The 20,278-nt window shown below is 63.3% G+C and carries 26 protein-coding genes; 18 read left to right on the top strand and 8 right to left on the bottom strand.

Going from position 1 to position 20,278, the window contains the following annotated elements:
* Positions 1-144 precede the first annotated feature (144 nt).
* The 4 genes from PAF18_RS07595 to mdh form a co-directional block, all read right to left on the bottom strand.
* On the bottom strand, positions 145-534 hold the full coding sequence (locus PAF18_RS07595; protein ID WP_271117992.1) for a hypothetical protein: 390 nt from the start codon (positions 532-534) through the stop codon (positions 145-147).
* 70 nt (positions 535-604) lie between these two features.
* A complete protein-coding gene (gene sucD, locus PAF18_RS07590) occupies positions 605-1,489 on the bottom strand; it encodes a succinate--CoA ligase subunit alpha (protein WP_271117991.1) in 885 nt (294 codons plus the stop codon).
* Between the two features lie 6 nt (positions 1,490-1,495).
* Complete coding sequence (gene sucC / locus PAF18_RS07585) at positions 1,496-2,689, bottom strand: ADP-forming succinate--CoA ligase subunit beta (protein ID WP_271117990.1); 1,194 nt, start codon at positions 2,687-2,689, stop codon at positions 1,496-1,498.
* A 264-nt stretch (positions 2,690-2,953) separates the two neighbouring features.
* Positions 2,954-3,916 carry a malate dehydrogenase gene (gene mdh, locus PAF18_RS07580; RefSeq protein ID WP_271117989.1) on the bottom strand — a complete coding sequence of 321 codons (963 nt, stop codon included), beginning with the start codon at positions 3,914-3,916 and terminating at the stop codon, positions 2,954-2,956.
* Between the two features lie 141 nt (positions 3,917-4,057).
* On the opposite strand from mdh, the gene PAF18_RS07575 reads away from it, so the two are divergent.
* From PAF18_RS07575 to PAF18_RS07525, 11 genes are all read left to right on the top strand, one after another.
* Positions 4,058-4,765: a sulfite exporter TauE/SafE family protein gene (locus PAF18_RS07575; protein ID WP_271117988.1), complete on the top strand. Its 708-nt coding sequence runs from the start codon at positions 4,058-4,060 to the stop codon at positions 4,763-4,765.
* 71 nt (positions 4,766-4,836) lie between these two features.
* On the top strand, positions 4,837-5,967 hold the full coding sequence (locus PAF18_RS07570) for a Hint domain-containing protein (protein ID WP_271117987.1): 1,131 nt from the start codon (positions 4,837-4,839) through the stop codon (positions 5,965-5,967).
* A 119-nt stretch (positions 5,968-6,086) separates the two neighbouring features.
* Positions 6,087-6,641 (top strand): NnrU family protein, encoded by a 555-nt coding sequence (locus PAF18_RS07565; RefSeq protein ID WP_271117986.1) that lies wholly within the window; start codon positions 6,087-6,089, stop codon positions 6,639-6,641.
* A 1-nt stretch (position 6,642) separates the two neighbouring features.
* Positions 6,643-6,849: a DUF1737 domain-containing protein gene (locus PAF18_RS07560; RefSeq protein WP_271117985.1), complete on the top strand. Its 207-nt coding sequence runs from the start codon at positions 6,643-6,645 to the stop codon at positions 6,847-6,849.
* Between the two features lie 183 nt (positions 6,850-7,032).
* Positions 7,033-7,422, top strand: a complete 390-nt coding sequence (sdhC, locus tag PAF18_RS07555; protein ID WP_271117984.1) for a succinate dehydrogenase, cytochrome b556 subunit — start codon at positions 7,033-7,035, stop codon at positions 7,420-7,422.
* A 10-nt stretch (positions 7,423-7,432) separates the two neighbouring features.
* Positions 7,433-7,822, top strand: a complete 390-nt coding sequence (locus PAF18_RS07550; RefSeq protein WP_271117983.1) for a succinate dehydrogenase, hydrophobic membrane anchor protein — start codon at positions 7,433-7,435, stop codon at positions 7,820-7,822.
* 7 nt (positions 7,823-7,829) lie between these two features.
* The gene (gene sdhA, locus PAF18_RS07545; protein WP_271117982.1) at positions 7,830-9,674 is read left to right on the top strand and encodes a succinate dehydrogenase flavoprotein subunit; all 1,845 of its coding nucleotides are present in this window, start codon (positions 7,830-7,832) and stop codon (positions 9,672-9,674) included.
* A complete protein-coding gene (locus tag PAF18_RS07540) occupies positions 9,674-10,051 on the top strand; it encodes a hypothetical protein (RefSeq protein ID WP_271117981.1) in 378 nt (125 codons plus the stop codon). The genes sdhA and PAF18_RS07540 overlap by 1 nt, the downstream gene beginning before the upstream one ends.
* Complete coding sequence (locus PAF18_RS07535) at positions 10,051-10,371, top strand: hypothetical protein (protein ID WP_271117980.1); 321 nt, start codon at positions 10,051-10,053, stop codon at positions 10,369-10,371. Before PAF18_RS07540 ends, PAF18_RS07535 begins: the two co-directional genes overlap by 1 nt.
* A gap of 100 nt (positions 10,372-10,471) precedes the next feature.
* Positions 10,472-11,251 (top strand): succinate dehydrogenase iron-sulfur subunit, encoded by a 780-nt coding sequence (locus PAF18_RS07530; RefSeq protein ID WP_271117979.1) that lies wholly within the window; start codon positions 10,472-10,474, stop codon positions 11,249-11,251.
* A 100-nt stretch (positions 11,252-11,351) separates the two neighbouring features.
* Positions 11,352-11,483, top strand: a complete 132-nt coding sequence (locus PAF18_RS07525; RefSeq protein ID WP_271117978.1) for a hypothetical protein — start codon at positions 11,352-11,354, stop codon at positions 11,481-11,483.
* Between the two features lie 18 nt (positions 11,484-11,501).
* Here PAF18_RS07525 and PAF18_RS07520 read toward each other — a convergent pair whose 3' ends face one another.
* Positions 11,502-12,632 carry a DMP19 family protein gene (locus tag PAF18_RS07520; RefSeq protein ID WP_271117977.1) on the bottom strand — a complete coding sequence of 377 codons (1,131 nt, stop codon included), beginning with the start codon at positions 12,630-12,632 and terminating at the stop codon, positions 11,502-11,504.
* A gap of 7 nt (positions 12,633-12,639) precedes the next feature.
* The gene (locus PAF18_RS07515) at positions 12,640-13,011 is read right to left on the bottom strand and encodes an ArsR/SmtB family transcription factor (RefSeq protein WP_271117976.1); all 372 of its coding nucleotides are present in this window, start codon (positions 13,009-13,011) and stop codon (positions 12,640-12,642) included.
* A 194-nt stretch (positions 13,012-13,205) separates the two neighbouring features.
* Between PAF18_RS07515 and PAF18_RS07510 the strand changes: the two genes are divergently transcribed.
* From PAF18_RS07510 to PAF18_RS07490, 5 genes are all read left to right on the top strand, one after another.
* On the top strand, positions 13,206-13,577 hold the full coding sequence (locus PAF18_RS07510) for an AtpZ/AtpI family protein (protein WP_271117975.1): 372 nt from the start codon (positions 13,206-13,208) through the stop codon (positions 13,575-13,577).
* A complete protein-coding gene (locus tag PAF18_RS07505) occupies positions 13,555-14,307 on the top strand; it encodes a F0F1 ATP synthase subunit A (RefSeq protein ID WP_271117974.1) in 753 nt (250 codons plus the stop codon). The genes PAF18_RS07510 and PAF18_RS07505 overlap by 23 nt, the downstream gene beginning before the upstream one ends.
* A 59-nt stretch (positions 14,308-14,366) precedes the next feature.
* Positions 14,367-14,591, top strand: a complete 225-nt coding sequence (locus PAF18_RS07500; protein ID WP_090522652.1) for a F0F1 ATP synthase subunit C — start codon at positions 14,367-14,369, stop codon at positions 14,589-14,591.
* Between the two features lie 76 nt (positions 14,592-14,667).
* The gene (locus PAF18_RS07495; protein ID WP_271117973.1) at positions 14,668-15,345 is read left to right on the top strand and encodes a F0F1 ATP synthase subunit B'; all 678 of its coding nucleotides are present in this window, start codon (positions 14,668-14,670) and stop codon (positions 15,343-15,345) included.
* On the top strand, positions 15,345-15,899 hold the full coding sequence (locus PAF18_RS07490) for a F0F1 ATP synthase subunit B (RefSeq protein WP_271117972.1): 555 nt from the start codon (positions 15,345-15,347) through the stop codon (positions 15,897-15,899). The genes PAF18_RS07495 and PAF18_RS07490 overlap by 1 nt, the downstream gene beginning before the upstream one ends.
* A gap of 93 nt (positions 15,900-15,992) precedes the next feature.
* Here the strand turns inward: PAF18_RS07490 and PAF18_RS07485 are convergent, their stop codons facing one another.
* Both PAF18_RS07485 and PAF18_RS07480 read right to left on the bottom strand, forming a co-directional pair.
* A complete protein-coding gene (locus PAF18_RS07485; protein WP_271117971.1) occupies positions 15,993-17,501 on the bottom strand; it encodes a malonate--CoA ligase in 1,509 nt (502 codons plus the stop codon).
* Positions 17,502-17,684: 183 nt separating this feature from the next.
* On the bottom strand, positions 17,685-18,350 hold the full coding sequence (locus PAF18_RS07480) for a YiaD family glycine zipper/OmpA-like lipoprotein (RefSeq protein ID WP_271117970.1): 666 nt from the start codon (positions 18,348-18,350) through the stop codon (positions 17,685-17,687).
* Between the two features lie 221 nt (positions 18,351-18,571).
* Between PAF18_RS07480 and nth the strand changes: the two genes are divergently transcribed.
* The gene (gene nth, locus PAF18_RS07475) at positions 18,572-19,225 is read left to right on the top strand and encodes an endonuclease III (protein ID WP_271117969.1); all 654 of its coding nucleotides are present in this window, start codon (positions 18,572-18,574) and stop codon (positions 19,223-19,225) included.
* Positions 19,222-20,217 (top strand): adenosine kinase, encoded by a 996-nt coding sequence (locus PAF18_RS07470; RefSeq protein ID WP_271117968.1) that lies wholly within the window; start codon positions 19,222-19,224, stop codon positions 20,215-20,217. Before nth ends, PAF18_RS07470 begins: the two co-directional genes overlap by 4 nt.
* Positions 20,218-20,278: the final 61 nt, after the last annotated feature.

Raw genomic sequence — 20,278 nt, 5'->3', positions numbered from 1 at the left:
GGCCCGAAGCGGTGGGTTTCCGGCGGCATCAGCGTTCCGGGTGGGATGATGTTGAATATCGTTCTGGCGGGACCGTGCTGCCCTTGGGTGCTCTGGCTTGCGGCGATCTGGGTGGATGGTTGCGGCATCTCGGGTCTCCGGGCCTCATGCACAATAAATGTCGATCATGCGGGTGCCTGGATCGTCGAAGGGCGAGACCAGCACGGCCTGCTCCACCCGCGCAACGGCGCGGCTTTCCAGCCCGCACAGCGCGGCGGCGGCGCGGCCATCGGCATCGGGCGGCGCATCTGCCGGGCGATAGATCACCCGCCAGCCGAAATCCCGCCGCGAGACCGTGCGCACGGAAACCGGCGGCAGGGTCGTGGCGCGTGGCAGGTTGGTGGTGGCCGGAATGCCGCCGCGAAGGATCTCTTCGCTGCCGCGCGGCCCGCAGGCGGACAGGCTCAGCACCGTGGCCGCGATCATTGTCGCAGGCATGAGCCGTCTGGCCCCGGAAACGGGCGCGGGATCGGCGTGATCGAGGCTGGCGTCCATCAGGTCCACCTGGCTGTTAGGGTCTGCCGCACCCCCCATAGTTAGGTCGGGGATGCGGCCTGTCAAATCATCAGCCCTTGATCGCCTTCAGCACGGCCTCACCGAGACCGGCGGGGCTGTCGGCGACGACGATCCCGGCCTGCTTCATGGCTTCGATCTTGGATTCCGCGTCGCCCTTGCCGCCCGAAACGATGGCGCCGGCATGGCCCATGCGGCGGCCCGGAGGCGCGGTGCGGCCGGCGATGAAGCCGGCGGTGGGCTTCCACTTGCCTTTCTTCTTCTGCTCGGCAAGGAACTCGGCGGCCTCTTCCTCGGCGGTGCCACCGATTTCCCCGATCATGATGATCGACTCGGTTTCGTCATCGTCGAGGAACATCTGCAGCACGTCGATATGTTCCATCCCCTTAATCGGATCGCCGCCGATGCCGACCGCCGAGGACTGGCCCAGACCGACATCAGAGGTCTGCTTCACCGCCTCATAGGTCAGCGTGCCGGAACGCGAGACCACCCCGACGCTGCCGCGCTTAAAGATCGAACCCGGCATGATGCCGATCTTGCATTCGTCGGGCGTCATGATGCCGGGGCAATTCGGACCGATCAGGCGGCTGGCGCTGCCTTCCAGTGCCCGCTTGACGCGCATCATGTCCAGCACCGGAATGCCTTCGGTGATGGCCACGATCAGAGGCACCTGAGCATCGATGGCTTCGAGGATCGAATCCGCCGCGAAGGGCGGGGGCACATAGATCGCCGATGCCGTGGCACCGGTCTTTTCCACCGCCTCATGAACCGAGTTGAAAACCGGCAGGTTCAGGTGATCTGTCCCGCCCTTGCCCGGCGTCACGCCGCCGACGACCTTCGTGCCGTAATCGATGGCCTGTTCGGTGTGGAACGTCCCCTGAGAGCCGGTGATGCCCTGGGTGATGACTTTGGTGTTCTTGTCTACGAGAATGGCCATTGGTGATTATCCTTTCACCGCTTTAACGATTTTCTCGGCGCCGTCCTTCAGATCGTCCGCGGCGATGACGTCGAGACCTGAGTTGTTGATGATTTCCTTGCCCTTCTCGACATTGGTGCCTTCCAGACGCACCACCAGCGGCACTTTCAGCCCGACCTCTTTCACGGCGGCGACAATGCCTTCCGCGATGATGTCGCAGCGCATGATGCCGCCGAAGATGTTCACGAGGATGCCTTTGACGTTTTCATCCGAGGTGATGATCTTGAACGCCTCGGTCACCTTTTCCTTGGTGGCGCCGCCGCCCACATCCAGAAAGTTCGCCGGCTCCGCGCCATAAAGCTTGATAATGTCCATGGTGGCCATCGCCAGCCCGGCGCCATTGACCATGCAGCCAATCTCACCGTCAAGCGCGATATAGTTCAGGTCGTATTTCGACGCGGCGAGTTCCTTGGGGTCTTCCTCGGTTTCGTCGCGCAGCGCGAAGATGTCGTCATGGCGATACAGCGCGTTATTGTCGAAACCCATCTTGGCATCGAGCGCTTTCAGGTTGCCGTCGGTGGTGACGATCAGCGGGTTGATCTCCAGCATCTCCATGTCTTTCTCGATGAAGAGACGATACAGATCCTTGACCAGCTTCACGCATTGCTTGACCTGCTGGCCTTTGAGGCCCAGCGCGAAGGCCACGCGGCGGCCGTGGAAATCCGACAGGCCCGAGGCCGGATCGACGCTGAAGCTGACGATCTTTTCCGGGGTCGAGGCGGCGACTTCCTCGATATCCATCCCGCCCTCGGTCGAGGCGACGAAGCTGACGCGACTGGTCTGACGGTCGACCAGCAGGGCCAGATAAAGCTCGGTCTCGATATCCGATCCGTCTTCGATATAGATGCGGTTGACCTGCTTGCCGGCCTCTCCGGTCTGGTGCGTGACCAGCGTGCGGCCCAGCATCTGGCGGGTCATTTCCTCGGCTTCCGAGGTCGATTTGGCCAGACGCACGCCGCCCTTGTCGCCCGCGCCGGATTCCTTGAACGAGCCCTTGCCGCGCCCGCCGGCATGGATCTGCGCCTTGACCACCCAGAGAGGGCCATCGAGCTCGGATGCGGCGCGCTTGGCGTCCTCGGCACGGGTGACGACACGCCCGTCGCTGACCGGTACACCATAATCGCGCAGCAGCGACTTGGCCTGATATTCATGGATGTTCATGGCAAACCTCGGGTTGATACGGTTTGAGGGGAGTTGTGACACAATCGAAACAGGGGATGAACCTCTTTTCGTGCGGTTTTGTGGCGGCCGGGCCAAAAACCGCGTGTTGTGATCACGCCCAGAAATCATGTGATCACAAACTGCCTGAATGCGGCGTTGCAGCATCAACCCGAGGGCGGCGGCGGGGCGGTTTCCGGCACGCGCGACAAAAAATGCCGGCGCGTTTCGGCGCCGGCATTTCGCATTCGTGTCAAAGCATGGCGATCAGCCCAGCGAAGAATCGATCTCCTTGCACGCGCTGACCAGACCTTTGACGGCGTCGACCGATTTGTCGAACATGGATTGCTCATCCTTGTTCAGCTTGATGTCGATGACCCGCTCGATCCCGCCTGCACCGATCACCGCCGGGACGCCGACATAAAGCCCTTTCAGCCCATAGGCACCGTCCACATGCGCGGCGCAGGGCAGGACGCGACGCTGATCCTTCAGATAGGCCTCGGCCATCTCGATCGCCGAGGTGGCGGGCGCGTAGAAAGCCGAGCCGGTCTTCAGCAGCCCGACGATCTCGGCGCCGCCGTCACGGGTGCGCTGAACGATCGCGTCCAGCTTTTCCTGCGTGGTCCAGCCCATCTTGACCAGATCCGGCAGCGGGATACCGGCGACGGTCGAATAACGCGCCAGCGGCACCATCGTGTCGCCGTGTCCGCCCAGAACGAAGGCCGATACGTCACGCATCGACACGTTGAATTCAAGGCTCAGGAAATGGCGGAAGCGCGCCGAATCCAGCACGCCGGCCATGCCGCAGACCTTTTCCGCGGGCAGACCGCTGTATTTCTGCAGCGCCCAGACCATCGCATCGAGCGGGTTGGTGATACAGATGACGAAGGCGTTCGGCGCGTGGGTCTTGATGCCCTCGCCAACCGATTTCATCACTTTGAGGTTGATCCCCAGCAGGTCGTCGCGCGACATGCCCGGCTTGCGCGGCACGCCTGCGGTGACGATGCAGACATCGGCTCCGGCGATATCGGCATAGTCGCTGGTTCCCTTCAGCGTCGCGTCAAAGCCCTCGGCCGGGCCGGATTCGGCGATGTCGAGCGCCTTGCCCTCGGGGATGCCCTCGGCGATGTCGAACAGCACGACGTCTCCGAGTTCCTTCATCGCCGCCAGATGGGCGAGCGTTCCGCCGATCTGACCGGCACCGATCAGGGCGATTTTGGGACGAGCCATGTTTTCCTCCGGGAAATTGGTCATTTGGTCGTGGCATGGGTTAGACCCTCGCCGGAATGCTTTCAAGGCGCGATTCGGTCAAGGCGGGACGGAGCGGTGGAGTTAACGCAAACATCCTGGGCACTTGCGATTATCGGCGCGTTGGCCGTCGGCATGGCCAAGGGCGGGTTGAGCATGGTCGGCATGACAGCGGTGCCGCTGATGTCGCTGACCATGTCCCCGGTGCTGGCGGCGGGGATCATGCTGCCGGTCTATGTGGTGTCCGATATGGGCGGGCTGATCGCCTTTCGCCGCAGTTTCGACTGGCGGGTGATGCGCACGCTGCTGCCCGGTGCAATTGCCGGGATCGGGCTTGGCTGGGCGACCGCGCATCTGGTGAATGATGCGGCAATCATGCTGATCGTCGGGCTGATCGGGCTGTCGTTTGCGCTGAACGCGCTGATCCGGCCCCGGGTCTCTGGCCGGAAGACACCGCGTTGGGGCGCTGGCAGCTTCTGGGGTGCGGTGTCCGGCTATACCAGCTTTGTCAGCCATTCCGGCGCGCCGCCCTATCAGGTCTATGTGCAGCCGTTGCGGCTGAGCAGCCGCGCCTATGCAGGGACGACGACGTTCTTCTTTGCAATCGTAAACCTGGCGAAGCTGGTCCCCTACGCGGCGCTCGGTCAGATCAATCCGGGGAATTTGCGTATCTCGGCGCTGCTTTGCATTCCTGGGCTGATCGGCGTGGTGCTGGGCGTGAGGCTTCTGCGCATCATCCCCCAGGAATTATTTTACAAATTGATAAGCTGGATGTTGTTAATGATTTCGATCCGCCTGATATGGGTAGGCGCGGCAAGCTTCGCGTTCTAAAGTTTCTGCTATACGCGCAAAGCCGTATAATTGTTACGAGTGACCACGCCCGAAAGGCGTAAGGAGTATTTTTGGCAGCGTTCATTTCCGAAATCAATTATCGCACTGGCGTCGCGCCGCCGGAATATGTCGAGATCGCGGTCGGGCCGGATGAAGACCCGAGCGATCTGGTTGTCTCCTTTTACCAGGCCAACGGGCGGTTGCACACAACGCTTGCGACGGACTCGAACCTTCAAAATGGCGAGGTCAATCTGGGCAGGCTGACCGGAGAGCCGGACCCGGATAATCCTGGCTGGACGATTTATACGATCAGTGGTGCCGGTTCGCAGCAGAAATTGATCAATGGCGGCGACAGCACCCGCTCCGACGAGGCGAATTACGTTGCGCTGACTCGTGTCGATCCGGGTGGGGCCAACACCTCTCTGGATGCTTATGGCGTTCTGAGAAACGGGCCGCGAGAGCTCGTGGGCGGTGCGGCTGATGGATTCACGACGACCAACCTGAATCCGGGCGGTGGCGGCGATTCTGTCCTGATCGACTACGAGGGCAACGTCACAAGCGGCCCGACCACGCCTGACGATGCCGTGATCTGCTTTGCGGCCGGGACGCTGATCGAGACCCAGGCGGGCCCGGTGCCGGTCGAAGAGCTTTCGCGCGGCACGCTGATCGCAACGCGCGATAACGGGTTTCAGCCGGTGCAGTGGATAGGCTGCCGCGCGCTTTCCGCGCAGGAACTCGAAGCAGCGCCAAAGCTGCGCCCGATCCGCATCGGCGCCGGCTCGCTCGGGCAGGGTCAGCCGTCGCGCGACCTGCTGGTCAGCCCGCAGCATCGCGTTCTCGTCCGTTCCGCCATCGCGCAGCGCATGTTCGGCGCGCGTGAGGTGCTGGTTGCCGCCAAGCAGCTTGTAGGGATTGACGGGATTGCGATTGACAACGATCTCGGCTCGGTTCGCTATTATCACTTCATGCTGGCCCGTCACGAGATCCTGATCTCCAACGGTGCAGCCACAGAGTCGCTGTTCACCGGACCGGAGGCTCTGCGCTCTGTCGGACCGGGGGCGCGGGCCGAGCTTGAGGCGCTGTTTCCCGAACTGCTGGTTGACGATGCCGATCATCCGCCTGCGCGGCTGCTGGTGCCGGGGCGGCGCGGACGAAAGCTCGCCGCGCGGCATCTGCGCAACAGTAAGCCGCTGCTGAGCTGAGCGCGCCGCTGTAACATCTCTCCTGCGACTGCGTGCAATCGCCGCGCCGGGCGATGATTGCTGCGCGCGCGAATTGATGCCAGAGTTGCGGCAAGCTCGCATCAAGCTGGAGACGCCAGATGTTCATCCTCTTGCTCGGCCTCGCCCTGTGGTGGGCGGCGCATCTGTTCAAACGACTCGCCCCCGAGGCCCGCGCCGGGATGGGAAAATCCGGTAAGAACGCGGTCACTGCGGCGCTGATCTTTTCGGTGCTGCTGATGATCTGGGGCTATCGCATTGCGCCGACGGGGGCGGTCTGGTGGGGCCCGTCGCCGATGATGAAAGGCATCAACAATCTGCTGGTGCTGGTGGCGTTCTACCTTTTTGCCGCGGCCGGGATGAAAACCGGGCTAACGGGCAGGCTGCGTCATCCGCAGCTTATCGGATTTTCGCTCTGGGCTGTCGCGCATCTGCTGGTGAATGGCGACATGGTCTCGCTGGTGCTGTTTGGCGGGCTGCTGCTTTGGGCGATCGTTGAAATCATGGTGATCAACCGCGCCGATCCCCATTGGCAGGCGCCCGCCCATGACGTGCCGATCCGCAAGGACGGCATGGCGGTGATCGGCGCGCTCGTGGTGTTCGGCGTGGTCGGGATGATCCATGCCTGGCTGGGCTATAACCCGTTCGGAGCCTGACATGACCACACTCTATCGCCTGCTTACCGAGGATGACACATCCGCCTTCTGCCACAAGGTCAGCGCCGCTCTGGCGCAGGGCTGGGCGCTGCACGGGCCGCCCAGCATGGCGTTCGATTCGGCGCGCGGGGTGATGCGCTGCGGGCAGGCCGTCACCAAGGAAATCGAGGCGGAATATGACCCGGAAATGAAGCTTGGGAGACAGTGATATGAATGTGATCACGCCCTCGGCGGCCGTGATCACAAAGCGGCGTTATTTGCGATATTTCGTCACGGCACTGGACAACCCACCGTGACAGGGGCGAAAAAAACCGTATGACAGAGCCAAACCAGCCAGCCCGCGCCGTGCAGGCGCCCGCCGCGGGCCCGCAAGAGATCGAAGGGGGAAGACATGGCTGACGTGAACCGGGGCAACCGGCCGCTCTCACCGCATTTGCAGGTATATCGCCTGCCGCCCGCCGCAATTTCCTCGATCCTGAACCGGGTGACGGGTCACGCCATGGTTGCGGGGCTGCTGCTGATCGCGTTCTGGTTGCTCGGCGCGGCGGCCGGCGGCGGGCTCTGGGACACCGCAAACTCGCTGACGCGGAGCTGGTTCGGCTGGCTCGTTCTGGTCGCCTCGACCTGGGCGCTGTGGTTCCACTTTCTCGCTGGGATCCGGCATTTCTTCTATGATGCCGGCATCGGGCTCGAGATCGAGGAGGCGCGCAAATCCAGCATTGCCATCGCCATCGCGTCGGTCGTGCTGACCCTGCTGAGCCTGGTGCTGTACTATGTCTGAGGGGAAAGCCATGCGCTATGTCACCGCCCGCAAATCCGCCGTGGGGCACGGGGCCTCGCATACCGGCACGCAGCATCACTGGTGGATGACCGTCAGCTCGGTCGCTCTGGCCGTGCTGACCCCGTCCTTTCTGATGGTCATCGGCACCGCACTTCAGATACCCGAGCGCGCCGATATCCTCGCCTATCTGAGCCGCCCTTATCCCGCGATCGTCATCGCCATCTTCATGACGCTGGGCATGCTGCATTTCATCAAGGGCACGCGGATCATGATCGACGATTATTTCGATCACACCGCGCGCAAGGTGGCGTTGATCTCCGCCGCGATCTTCGGTTGGGCGGTCATTGCCATCACACTCTTCGCCCTGGCGCGCGTGATGCTCGCCACAGCCACGATCTGAGGACGCCATGCCGGAAGAAAAGAACGAACAGCAAGCCAACGCGGCGGCCGAGCGGAAATATCCCTATGAGGTCCATGATTATGACGTGGTCGTGGTGGGCGCGGGCGGCGCGGGTCTGAGGGCGACGCTCGGCATGGCCGAGCAGGGGCTGCGCACGGCCTGTATCTCGAAAGTGTTCCCGACCCGGTCGCATACCGTGGCCGCGCAGGGTGGGATTGCAGCCTCGCTGTCCAATATGGGCCCCGACAGCTGGCAGTGGCATATGTATGACACGGTCAAGGGCTCGGACTGGCTCGGCGATACCGACGCGATGGAATATCTGGCACGCGAGGCCCCCAAGGCGGTCTATGAGCTGGAACATTACGGCGTGCCGTTCTCGCGCACCGAAGAGGGCAAGATCTATCAGCGCCCCTTCGGCGGCCACACCACCGAGTTCGGCGAGGGCCCGCCCGTGCAGCGCACCTGCGCCGCCGCCGACCGGACGGGGCACGCGATCCTGCACACGCTTTACGGCCAGTCGCTGAAAGAGAATGCCGAGTTCTTCATCGAGTATTTCGCGCTCGATCTGGTCATCACCGATGGCAAATGCACCGGCGTGGTGGCATGGAAGCTGGATGACGGCACCATGCATGTCTTCAACGCCAAGATGGTGGTGCTGGCCACTGGCGGTTACGGCCGCGCCTATTTCAGCGCCACCTCGGCCCATACCTGCACCGGCGATGGCGGCGGCATGGTCGCCCGCGCCGGTCTGCCGCTTCAGGATATGGAGTTCGTGCAGTTCCACCCGACCGGCATCTATGGCTCGGGCTGTCTGATCACCGAAGGCGCGCGCGGCGAGGGCGGTTACCTGACCAACTCCGAAGGCGAGCGCTTCATGGAGCGTTATGCACCGACCTACAAGGATCTGGCCTCGCGCGACGTGGTCTCGCGCTGCATGACCATGGAGATCCGTGAGGGCAGGGGCGTCGGAGAGGAAGGCGATCATATCTTCCTCAACCTGATGCATCTGGAACCCGAAACGCTGGCCGAGCGCCTGCCGGGGATCTCGGAATCGGCCAAGATCTTCGCTGGCGTCGACGTGACGCGCGAACCGATCCCGGTCCTGCCGACCGTGCATTACAATATGGGCGGCATCCCCACGAATTACTGGGGCGAGGTGCTGAATCCGACCGAGGAACATCCCGATCAGGTCTTCCCCGGGCTTATGGCCGTGGGCGAGGCGGGCTGCGCCTCGGTGCATGGCGCGAACCGGCTCGGCTCGAATTCGCTCATCGACCTTGTGGTGTTCGGGCGCGCTGCGGCGATCCGCGCTGGCGAGGTGGTGGATCGCGGCAGCGCGATCCCGGCCACGAACGAGGCCGCTGTGGATGCGATCCTCGACCGGTTCGACCGTATCCGCAACGCCGATGGCGGCACCCCGACCGCGGAACTGCGCGGCGAGATGCAGCGCACCATGCAGCAGGATGCTGCCGTCTTCCGAACCGACAAGACGCTCGCGGAAGGTGTTGAGAGAATGAAGGAAATCGCCGCCAAGCTGGACGATATCCATGTCACCGATCGCGGGCTCATCTGGAATACCGACCTGATGGAGACGCTGGAGCTGACCAATCTCATGCCGAACGCCATGGCGACCATCGTTGCGGCCGAGGCGCGCAAGGAATCGCGCGGTGCTCATGCCCATGAGGATTATCCGGAACGCGACGATGAAACCTGGCGCAAGCACAGCCTCGCCTGGGTCGATGGCGCGGATGTGAAGCTGGACTACCGCCCTGTCCATCTTGATCCGTTAACGAAAGAAGACGAAGGTGGCATCGATCTGAAGAAGATTGCACCGAAGAAAAGGGTTTACTGATGCGTCTTATCCTGTCCCTTGGCGCCCTGTCGCTGGCTCTGGCCGGCTGTGTGGCACCTGTCAGCACCACCGCGCCGACCGCGCCCGTGGTCAATCCCCCGCCGCCCGCCGCCGCGCAGCCGCCCAGCAACACGCTGGACAGCTCGACCCGTTCGGTCGCGCGCGAAGTGGTCAACCGCGAGATGGCGAAGCGGCTGCCGGGCCGCAATGTCGGGCCCTATACCGATTGCGTGATGACCAATGCCTCGATGGCCGAGCTGTCCGACATCGCGCAGCGTGGGGTGAATGACAGCTCTGCCGCCGCATCGTCGGTCGCGGTGGTCGTGCAGCGCCCTGCGGCGACGCAGTGCATTGCCAAGGTTGCGGCGACGGCCTGATGAAAGGCGCCGCGCTTCTCGCCCTTGCGGCCGGATCGCTGGCGCTCGCCGCCTGCGGACCCCTGCCGTTGGCCGATGCAGAGCGGGCCTGTCTTGACGACGCCCGCGCTGCCACCGGGCCGCGGGGCGAGGCGCGTGTGGGGGTCGGGACGGATGGCGACGGGCTGGACACGTTCGGCCGCTTCGAGGTTTCGGTCTCGTCCGACTACATCATGGGGCGCGACCCCGCCGAGGTTTATAATCGCTGCGTGCAGCGCCGCTCGGGCGGGGTGCCGCCGTCGCGCCCGCTTTACGATCAGCCCGGCTGGACCGGGCGCTAGCGGCGGGGCGGCGATGCTGTCCGTCCCGTCCTTCCGGCCCGTTGCCGGTCAATATTTCGACGCCTTCCAGGTCGCATGACCCAGAAGAAAGGAGCCTGATATGGTCGAGTTAACCCTGCCCAAGAACAGCAAGATCCGGGTCGGCAAGACCTGGCCCAAGCCTGAGGGCGCGACCAATCTGCGCAAGTTCAAGATCTATCGCTGGGACCCCGATAGCGGAGAGAACCCGCGCGTCGATACCTATTTCGTCGATCTCGACAAATGCGGCCCGATGGTTCTGGACGCGCTGATCAAGATCAAGTCCGAGATCGACCCGACGCTGTCCTTCCGGCGCTCCTGCCGCGAGGGGATCTGCGGTTCCTGCGCGATGAATATCGATGGCGGCAACCATCTGGCCTGCATCTATGGCATGGACGAGATCAAGGGCGACGTGAACATTTACCCGCTGCCGCATATGGCGGTGGTCAAGGATCTGATCCCGGATCTGACGCATTTCTATGCGCAGCATGCCTCGATCAACCCTTATCTCATCACCAAGTCGCCCACGCCGGGCAAGGAGTGGAAGCAGTCTATCGAGGACCGCAAGAAGCTGGACGGGCTTTATGAGTGCATTATGTGCGCCTCCTGCTCAACGGCCTGTCCGAGCTATTGGTGGAACGGCGACAAATATCTTGGTCCGGCGACGTTGCTGGCGGCATATCGCTGGATCATCGACAGCCGCGACGAGGCCACGGCAGAGCGTCTGGATGCGCTTGAGGATCCCTTCAAGCTCTATCGCTGCCACACGATCATGAACTGCACCAACACCTGCCCGAAAGGGCTGAACCCGGCGAAGGCCATCGCCGAAATCAAGCATATGCTGGTCGATCGCATCGTCTGAGGCGAAAATTCCGCAGATCACGCCGCGTCGCAGTTGGAAATGCTGCGGCGCGGCATTATATTTGGCGCATTGGGAGGAACCACAAGACGAGGGTTCGACCATGAACAGCCCGAAAGCGACCGAAACGAAGAAAGCCGACCCCAAAGCCGCTCTTGCGGTGCTCGAGCAGATGTTCGGCTATTTCAGCCCCGACGCCACGCCGCTGGAAACGCCGCGTTTCAAACCGAGCTGAGCAGGGACGGGCGCGCTGTCAACGCGCGCCCGTCAGCTCGGCCAGCAGGCCCGACGATTTGGCGATCTCAATCATGGCAGTGATGATCTCGCCATCATCGGCGATATAGGTCAGGTCGTGCAGGAACTCGTCCTGCTCGCCGGTGAACATCGCCATCACTCTGCGGCGCTGTTGGTTCTGGCGCGGGTAGGGGGACCCGAAGATCTCCATCGCCTCAGCAATGGTTCGGGCGTGTTCCGGCAATCCGCGACGCTCCAATACCTCGATCAGCGCCGGGGCGGTGTCTCCGGTGCTGTTGAAGAAATACTGGTGCACGCCGCCATTCATTGCCTCATCCATGAAGAGCCGCATGAGAACCAGGTCCCGCTGCGGCTGGGGCAGGTCGGTGAAGGGATTCTTTAGATCTTTCAGATCTGTCGGCGAGGTGCATTGAAAGATCTTCGAAACCAGCCAGTCGAGCTTGGTTTCGTCATCGACCGTCGCCGCGATCTCATCGACCTCGTCCGGGAAATTCGCGTCCGCGAGCGCCATCGCTTTCTGCTGGATCTGGGGCACAAGCGGCGCCAGCTTGACTTCAAGCCGCGCGAGCGCTGCGTTCAGCCGCTCGTCTAGCGCTTTGCCCGCGCGCCAGAGTATCGCTTCGCGCTTATGCGGATCTCGTGCCCCCGGACCATAAAGCCCAAGCGCGTCGCGCATGATCCCGGCTTGCGCCTTCAACCCGTTATCGTCGAGAGCTGTCAGGTAAAGCTCCAAAAAACGCTGGTCCACTATCGTCGTCACGAGCATAAGCGGCCGCTCGCCCGTCAGGTGATCATGAAGACGGGTCAGCAGCGTGGCGTCTTTTTCCGCTCGCGGCAGCGTCTCCAGAGCATCGAGTATCTCGCGATACTCGGCTTCTCTCTCGGTGGCCAGGCTTTCGAAAACGTCGCGACTTTCGTCGGGAACATCGCCGAGATCGGCGCCGCTTATCTTCGTGTCGAAGACATAAGCGCGATACGCCATGATCTCCAATGCTCTCGACCGGGGAAAGATCAGGCGCGCGCCGGGCTCGCAGGCGGTGTCATCGATATTCGTCGCCGCCGAGCTTGCGGGGCTGGCGACGCCCAATGCGAGGGCGGTGAGGGCTGCGGTCGCTGATCTGGGAAACATGGATCACTCACTGGTTATGGTTTTCGGGCGTCGCGTCCCCTGACTCTTCAGGGGCGAGCGCGGTGGCGAGGAACCGCTCGAACTCGTCGAGATCCACCGGGTCGAACTGTCCGAAACCCTGCATCCAGATCGAGGCGCGGCGCAACCCGTCCGGGTCGATCTGGCACCAGTTGATGCGGCCCCGGCGTTCCTGCCGGATCAGCCCGGCGGCGGCAAGCACAGCGAGATGTTTCGACACCGCCGCGAGGCTGACCTGGAAAGGTGCGGCGACATCGCTCACGGCCATGTCGTCTTCGAGCAGCATCCCGAGGATCCGCCGCCGCGTGCGGTCCGCGAGCGCCGCGAAGATCTGATCCAACCGCTGATCGGGGTCTGTCATGGGGTCTTATCGTCCGTGATGCTCAACTCAGCGGTTGAATTATGAGGCAGTGCACCGCGCGGCGCAACCGCAAGAGCGGCAAATCGTGTTTTATAACCTCACGTCTTTTCAGTGTCTTATGAGGAATTCCGTTCTGCTTGACTCGGACGGCCCCGGCCCCTATCACCGCCGCGACGATAACAGGGGTGTGAAACTTGCCCGTACGCGACGACAGCGCCGAAAATGCCGAACGGCTCCGGCGACTGGAAGAGCGGCTGGCAAAGGCGAGCGCCCCGAAGCCGCTCTCGCGGACGCAGATGACCATCAATCATGCCGACTCGGCCTGGCGTATGGTGATCGAACTGGTGTCGGGCCTGGGGATCGGGTTTGCCATCGGCTACGGGCTGGACAGTTATTTCGGCACGATGCCGATCTTTCTGGTCCTGTTCCTGCTCGCGGGGTTGGCCGCCGGCATCAAGGTGATGCTGGGCACCGCCGAAGAAATGCAGCGACGGGCTGCGAAGAACATGCAGGGCGACCTGCCGCAGACGAGGGATGACGCACGTGGCGACGGAAACGGAAGCTGAAACCGGCCTTGCTTTCCACCCGATGGAGCAGTTCGAAGTCACGCCGCTTTTTGGCGACGGGGCGGTGCACTGGTACACCCCGACCAACGCCACGATGTGGTTCGGCATCACCCTGCTGGCGATCATCGCGCTGCTGGTTTTCGGCACGCGCGGTCGGGCGGTGATCCCCAGCCGCGTCCAGTCCATTGCCGAGATGACCTATGGCATGGTCTACAAGATGCTCGAGGATATCTGCGGCAAGGAGGGGCTGAAATATTTCCCCTATGTGATGACGCTGTTCAGCTTCATCGTCTTTGCCAATTATCTGGCGCTGATCCCGAAAAGCTTCTCGACCACCTCGCATATCGCTGTCACGGCGGTGCTGGCTCTGTTCGTGTTCATCGGCGTGACGGTTCTGGGTTTCGTCAAGAACGGAATGCATTTCCTCGAACTCTTCTGGGTCAAGTCCGCGCCGCTGGCCCTGCGTCCGGTGCTGGCCGTGATCGAGCTGATCTCGTATTTCGTGCGCCCGGTCAGCCATTCCATCCGACTGGCGGGCAACGTCATGGCCGGTCACGCCGTCATCAAGGTCTTCGCCGCCTTCGCCGCCATTCTCTGGATCGCGCCGCTGGCCATCCTGGGCATCGTCGGCGTCTACGCTCTGGAGGTGCTGGTCTGCATCATCCAGGCCTATGTCTTCACCATCCTGACCTGCGTCTATCTGAAAGACGCGCTGCATCCGTCGCACTGACGGGCACGGGTCGGGTTCATCCATCCTTCCATTCCATAAAGCCTCAAGGAGCAAGTAACATGGAACAACTGGGTCAGTATCTGGGCGCGGGTCTCGCATGCATCGGTATGGCGGGCGCCGCCATCGGTGTGGGCAATGTTGCCGGCAATTATCTGTCGGGCGCGCTGCGCAACCCGTCGGCTGCCGCATCGCAGACCGCGACGCTGTTCATCGGCATGGCCTTCGCCGAAGCCCTTGGCATCTTCTCGTTCCTGGTCGCGCTGCTGCTGCTGTTCGCAGTCTGATCCCTGCCATCCTTGCGGTTGGGTCGGGGGCCGCGCGTCCCCGCCCGATTGTAACTTGAACGGCCAGAGGTAAGACATGTTCAGCCTGTTGCAACAAGCGGCCGAGACGGCCGTTGAAACCGGAACCCACGCGGAGGCCGCGAATTCCGAGGCTGCTGCCGCGGCTGCGGAACACGCTGCCGAACCCGGCATCGTCGTGGTCGAAGGTGCCGATCATGCGGTCGCCGTCAACGGCTATGCTGCCGAGGCAGCGGAATCCGGCGGCATGCCGCAGCTCAACCCGGAATATTTCGGCAACCTGATCTTCTGGCTGCTGGTGACGCTTGGCGTGCTCTACTGGGTGCTGTCCAAGGTCGCGCTGCCGCGGATCGGGTCGGTCATCACCGATCGTCAGGGCGTCATCACCGGCGATCTGATGCAGGCCGAGGAATACAAGAAAAAGGCCAAGGACGCCGAGGGAGCCTATGACAAGGCGCTTGCCGATGCGCGTTCCGAAGCCGGAGAGATCATCGCCGCGCAGAAGGCCGATATCCAGAAGGAACTGGATGACGCCATCGCCAAGGCAGATGCCGAAATCGCCGCCCGCAGCGCGGAATCGGAAAAGCGCGTCGGCGCGATCCGCGAATCCGCTGCGACCGATGCGCGCGAAGTCGCCCGCGAGGTTACCGCCGAGCTGGTGCGCCGTTTCGGCGGCAAGGTCGACGACGCTGCCATCGACGCCGCCGTCGATGCCCGTCTGAAAGGGGCTGTGTGATGAAGAAACTCGCCATTCTCATGTCGCTGTCCGCGACCCCGGCGCTCGCAGCCACGGGGCCGTTCTTCAGCCTGCGGAACACCGATTTCATCGTCACCATCGCCTTTCTGGTGTTCATCGGCATCCTGATCTACTTCAAGGTGCCGCAGATTGTCGGCGGCCTTCTGGACAAGCGCGCCGAGGGTATCCGTGCCGATCTGGAAGAGGCCCGGAAGCTGCGCGAGGAAGCACAGGAGCTCTATGCGTCCTACGAGCGGCGTCAGCGCGAGGTGCAGGGCCAGGCCGATGAGATCGTCGCCAATGCCAAGCGCGAGGCCATCGCGCAGGCCGACAAGGCGAAGGCCGATCTCGAGACCTCGATCCAGCGTCGATTGAAGGGCGCCGAGGATCAGATCGCCTCGGCCGAGAACGAAGCCGTGCGCGCCGTCCGCGACCGCGCCGTGCAGACCGCCATCGCCGCGGCGAGCCAGATCCTCCGCGAACAGGGGAGCAGCGCCCAGCTGAGCGCCGGGATCGATTCCTCGATCGACGAGGTCTCGCAGCGTCTGCATTAAGCGGCTTCTGCGTTCCGAACAGACAATCAAGGCCCGGCTGCTGTCACTGCACCGGGCCTTTGTCACATGTTTAGCTGTGGGGCGCGCCGTGGCTCAGCCGTAAAGCTTCGCGTAGCGTTTGCGAAGCTCGGCCTTCTGGACTTTGCCCATCACATTGCGCGGCAGTTCGTCGACGAAGACGATCTTCCGGGGCTGCTTGAACCTCGCCAGCCTGTCCCCGATGGCGTCGATGATCCCGGCCTCGTCCAGCGAGGCATCGGGGCGGGGCACGACCACGGCGGTCACGGCCTCGCCCAGATCGGCATGGGGCAGGCCGATCACGGCACTTTCGACCACGCCGGGCAGCTCGTCGATGAGCGCCTCGATCTCCTTCGGATAGACGTTGTAGCCGCCCGAGATGACCAGATCCTTGTCGCGCCCGACGATGCGCAAATAGCCGTCTTCGCCAATCTGTCCGAGATCGCCGGTGATGAAGAACCCGTCATCGCGGAACTCGGAGGCGGTCTTTTCTGGCATCTGCCAGTAACCCTGAAACACATTCGGACCGCGCAACTCGATGGCGCCGATCTCGCCATCCGGCAGAATCGCGCCGCTTTCCCGGTCGGTCACGCGTAAGTCGATCCCCGGCAGCGGCATACCGACCGCACCGGGGATGCGCTTGCCGTCATAGGGGTTCGTCGTGATCATGCCCGTCTCGGTCATGCCATAGCGTTCCAGGATCGCGTGGCCCGTGCGCTCTTCGAAGCGGCTGTGATCCTCGGCCAGCAGCGGCGCCGAACCCGATACGAAGAGCCGCATACTCGCGGCCGCCTCGCGGGTGAGCCGTTCCGATTGCAGCAGCCGCGTGTAGAAGGTCGGCACGCCCATCAGCACGGTCGCATCGGGCATCAGCTCGATGATCTGCTCGGCGTCGAATTTTGTCAGCCAGATCATCGTGGCACCGGCGGCCAGCGTCATGTTCGCGGCGACGAACAACCCGTGAATATGGAAGATCGGCAGGGCGTGGATCAGCCGGTCCTGGCCGGTGTAGCGCCAGCTTTCCAGCAGCGCCGCCGCGTTGGACGAGAGATTGCCGTGCGTCAGCACCGCGCCTTTCGAGCGGCCCGTGGTGCCCGAGGTGTAAAGGATCGCAGCAGGATCGTCTTCGCCACGCGGCACATGATCGGTCATCGGCGCAGCCTCGCCGGCCATCTCCATCAGAGCGCCGTCGCCCGAGGCACCGAGGCTTTCGACGCGCAGCGTGTCGGTCTCGCGCTTCTCGTGATCGGCCAGCGTGGCCGGCGTGCAGACGAAGAGCCGCGGAGAGGCGTCGCCGATGAAATAGTCGATCTCGGGCCCGGTATAGGCGGTGTTGAGCGGCAGATAGACCCCGCCAAGCTGAAGCGTCGCCAGATAAAGGCAGATCGTCTCGGGGCTTTTGTCGGTCTGCACCGCGACACGATCGCCGGGCGTGACGCCGATGTCGCTCAGCACGGTGGCGAACCGATGCACCAGTTCGCGCGCCTCGGCATAGCTGATGGCCGACTGGCCGGGCCGTTCGAAAAGCGGCTTTTCGGGATGCGCCTCGACCGAGGCGATGAAGCTTTCGAAAATCGTCTGCATGGGTCTCCTCACTCGCGCGGAATCCGCGCCACGGATATGGCGGCCGATAGCGGTCTGGCCCTGATGACCGAATTGAGCATCAGGCATAACCCGGCTTCAAGCAGACTTTGCGCGGGCCGCCCAGCGCCAACAGAAAGGCCGGGCGCATGGCCCGGCCTTCGGCTCTGCTGTGTTTCGCCGCGATCAGCGCGTCGGGCGGATCAGGATCTCGACCCGGCGGTTCTGCGCCTTGCCCTCTTCGGTCTGGTTCGAGGCGATCGGCTGGCTTTCGCCGCGGCCCACCATCGACAGGCGCGCGCTGTTCACGCCAGCGGCGCTGAGAATGCCGCCCACCGACTGGGCGCGACGCTGCGAGAGGTCCTGGTTATAGGCCTCCGACGCGGTCGAATCGGTGTGGCCGTAGATCTCGACCCGGCTATTCGGGTATTGCTGGAGGTTCTGCGCCAGACCGTAAAGATCGTTCTGCGCCTGGCCGGAAACCGCCGCGCTGTCCGATGCGAACAGCAGACCCGAGGGCAGAACGACCTGCAGATAGTCGCCGCGATTGATGATCTGCACGCCCGGCGTGGTCATGACCTGACGCAGCGCCTGTTCCTGACGCTCAAGGATATTGCCGGCAACCGCGCCGGCTGCCGCGCCCAGCACGGCGCCCTTGACGATATCGTCGCCTTCATTGTTGCTGTCATCGTCACGCTGCGCGCCGTAAGCTGCACCGGCGGCGGCACCGATCAGCGCGCCCTGCTGGGTCTTGCTGAGATTGCTGCCGACCATGGTCCCGTCAGGATTGGTGCAGGCCCCAAGCGCCATCGCGCCGACAGTGCCCAGAAGAAGGGAAACACGCATTTTCATCATTCTGCCTTTCGTTTCGTTCGCTTATGCTCTTGTGCCTCAAGCGGCACGGCTTGACCTGTAAACGCCGGCATCGTGACACAGGTTCCGGTGCTTTCCTAGGCGATCCCCCCGTATCCGGCTGAATTTTAATCACATAAGCATGAAATGATCCCCGTCTGGGGTATGCGGAAAGGTGATCTTGGCTTGAACTGCGGGCAGAGCCGGGGCAAAGACCGCAAATGGCCCGTCTGCCCGCCCCATTGCCCTATGCGCAGCAGGTCGCGATATTCTCGCGGCTGCGTGACGCCAATCCGGCGCCGCTGACAGAGCTGAACCATCGCAACGCCTATCAGCTCGTGGTCGCGGTGGCGCTGTCGGCGCAGGCGACCGATGCCGGGGTCAACCGCGCGACCGAAAGCCTGTTCGCTGAGGTCGAGACCCCGCAACAGATGATGGATCTCGGCCTTGACGGTCTGACCGAGCATATCAAGACCATCGGGCTGTTCCGCCAGAAGGCGAAGAACGTGATGAAGCTCTCGCAGATCCTCGTAGATGATTACGGCGGCGAGGTGCCGGCCAGCCGCGCCGCGCTGATGAGCCTGCCCGGCGTCGGGCGCAAGACCGCCAATGTCGTACTGAACTGCATCTTCGGCCATCCCGCACAAGCGGTGGACACCCATATCTTCCGCGTCGGCAACCGCACCCGCATCGCGCCGGGCCGCGATGTCGATGCTGTCGAGCGCGCGATCGAGGACAACGTTCCCGCCCCGTTCCAGCAGAATGCGCATCACTGGCTCATCCTGCATGGCCGCTATATCTGTCAGGCCCGCCGCCCACGCTGCGGGATCTGTCCCATCGAAGATCTCTGCCCCTATGAGGAGAAGACCGCATGACCGCTTTTGACGTGATCGGCATCGGCAACGCCATTATCGACGTGATTGCCTCGACCGAGGATGCCGACCTGGCCGAAATGGAGGTCGAGAAGGGGATCATGCAGTTGGTCGAGCGTGACCGCTCGGAGTTCCTGCTGGCGCAGCAGGCCAAGCGCGGCAGTGCGCGGCTGGTGCCGGGCGGTTCTGTCGCCAACACGCTGGCCGGGATCGGACGGCTGGGGCTGAATACGGCCTTTATCGGGCGCGTCGCGGATGACGAGCTCGGGCGTTCCTACGCGGCTCAGACCGAGGAAGAGGGGACGCGTTTCGTGAATGAGCCGGTGTCGGGCGGCGCTCTGCCCACCTCGCGCTCGATCATCTTCGTGACGCCGGATGGCGAGCGGTCGATGAACACCTATCTGGGGATATCGGCCAATCTCAGCTCGGACGATGTGGACGAGGCGGTATTCTCGGGCAGCAAATGGCTGTTCCTTGAGGGGTATCTTTACGACAAGCCAGCCGGCAAGGCCGCCTTCATGGCCGCCGCGGATGCCTGTCACAAGGCCGGGGGGCAGGCCGGGATCGCCCTGTCCGATCCGTTCTGCGTGGACCGCCATCGCGATGATTTCCGGCGGCTCGTGTCCGAGCAGATGGATTACGTGATCGGCAACGTCCATGAATGGGAGGCGCTGTATCAGACCAATCTCGATGAGGCGCTGCGCCTGGCGACGGCCGATTGTCACACGGTGATCTGCACGCGGTCGGGCGATGCCGCTCTGCTGTTTCAGGGCAGCAAGCGCGTCGAGGTGCCGGTGCATCGCGTCGTGCCGGTCGATGCGACCGGGGCAGGCGACCAGTTTGCCGCCGGGCTGATCTATGGGCTGGCGACCGGGCAGGATCTGGAAACCGCCGGGCGCATGGGTGTGATGGCCGCCTCCGAGGTCATCAGCCATGTGGGTGCACGGCCCGAGCGCGACGTGTCCGAGGATTTCCGCAAGGCCGGGCTGATTTAGGGCGCCAGTGTGTCGCTTAGCCGAGCGCCCGCTTGGCGTCCCGTGCCGCCCGGCAGGGGCG

Origin of the sequence: Paracoccus sediminicola, assembly GCF_027912835.1 — a bacterium.
GTDB lineage: Bacteria > Pseudomonadota > Alphaproteobacteria > Rhodobacterales > Rhodobacteraceae > Paracoccus > Paracoccus sediminicola.
Note: the sequence above shows the minus strand (reverse complement) of the source record. Positions and strands in the feature narration are given on the sequence as shown.

What these genes read in the sequence shown, in the direction of transcription:
- PAF18_RS07595 (WP_271117992.1), bottom strand. Translation starts at nt 534, where the DNA reads ATGGACGCCAGCCTCGATCACGCCGATCCCGCGCCCGTTTCCGGGGCC.
- sucD (WP_271117991.1), bottom strand. Translation starts at nt 1,489, where the DNA reads ATGGCCATTCTCGTAGACAAGAACACCAAAGTCATCACCCAGGGCATC.
- sucC (WP_271117990.1), bottom strand. Translation starts at nt 2,689, where the DNA reads ATGAACATCCATGAATATCAGGCCAAGTCGCTGCTGCGCGATTATGGT.
- mdh (WP_271117989.1), bottom strand. Translation starts at nt 3,916, where the DNA reads ATGGCTCGTCCCAAAATCGCCCTGATCGGTGCCGGTCAGATCGGCGGA.
- PAF18_RS07565 (WP_271117986.1), top strand. Translation starts at nt 6,087, where the DNA reads ATGTTCATCCTCTTGCTCGGCCTCGCCCTGTGGTGGGCGGCGCATCTG.
- PAF18_RS07560 (WP_271117985.1), top strand. Translation starts at nt 6,643, where the DNA reads ATGACCACACTCTATCGCCTGCTTACCGAGGATGACACATCCGCCTTC.
- sdhC (WP_271117984.1), top strand. Translation starts at nt 7,033, where the DNA reads ATGGCTGACGTGAACCGGGGCAACCGGCCGCTCTCACCGCATTTGCAG.
- PAF18_RS07550 (WP_271117983.1), top strand. Translation starts at nt 7,433, where the DNA reads ATGCGCTATGTCACCGCCCGCAAATCCGCCGTGGGGCACGGGGCCTCG.
- sdhA (WP_271117982.1), top strand. Translation starts at nt 7,830, where the DNA reads ATGCCGGAAGAAAAGAACGAACAGCAAGCCAACGCGGCGGCCGAGCGG.
- PAF18_RS07540 (WP_271117981.1), top strand. Translation starts at nt 9,674, where the DNA reads ATGCGTCTTATCCTGTCCCTTGGCGCCCTGTCGCTGGCTCTGGCCGGC.
- PAF18_RS07535 (WP_271117980.1), top strand. Translation starts at nt 10,051, where the DNA reads ATGAAAGGCGCCGCGCTTCTCGCCCTTGCGGCCGGATCGCTGGCGCTC.
- PAF18_RS07530 (WP_271117979.1), top strand. Translation starts at nt 10,472, where the DNA reads ATGGTCGAGTTAACCCTGCCCAAGAACAGCAAGATCCGGGTCGGCAAG.
- PAF18_RS07525 (WP_271117978.1), top strand. Translation starts at nt 11,352, where the DNA reads ATGAACAGCCCGAAAGCGACCGAAACGAAGAAAGCCGACCCCAAAGCC.
- PAF18_RS07520 (WP_271117977.1), bottom strand. Translation starts at nt 12,632, where the DNA reads ATGTTTCCCAGATCAGCGACCGCAGCCCTCACCGCCCTCGCATTGGGC.
- PAF18_RS07515 (WP_271117976.1), bottom strand. Translation starts at nt 13,011, where the DNA reads ATGACAGACCCCGATCAGCGGTTGGATCAGATCTTCGCGGCGCTCGCG.
- PAF18_RS07500 (WP_090522652.1), top strand. Translation starts at nt 14,367, where the DNA reads ATGGAACAACTGGGTCAGTATCTGGGCGCGGGTCTCGCATGCATCGGT.
- PAF18_RS07495 (WP_271117973.1), top strand. Translation starts at nt 14,668, where the DNA reads ATGTTCAGCCTGTTGCAACAAGCGGCCGAGACGGCCGTTGAAACCGGA.
- PAF18_RS07490 (WP_271117972.1), top strand. Translation starts at nt 15,345, where the DNA reads ATGAAGAAACTCGCCATTCTCATGTCGCTGTCCGCGACCCCGGCGCTC.
- PAF18_RS07485 (WP_271117971.1), bottom strand. Translation starts at nt 17,501, where the DNA reads ATGCAGACGATTTTCGAAAGCTTCATCGCCTCGGTCGAGGCGCATCCC.
- PAF18_RS07480 (WP_271117970.1), bottom strand. Translation starts at nt 18,350, where the DNA reads ATGAAAATGCGTGTTTCCCTTCTTCTGGGCACTGTCGGCGCGATGGCG.
- nth (WP_271117969.1), top strand. Translation starts at nt 18,572, where the DNA reads ATGGCCCGTCTGCCCGCCCCATTGCCCTATGCGCAGCAGGTCGCGATA.
- PAF18_RS07470 (WP_271117968.1), top strand. Translation starts at nt 19,222, where the DNA reads ATGACCGCTTTTGACGTGATCGGCATCGGCAACGCCATTATCGACGTG.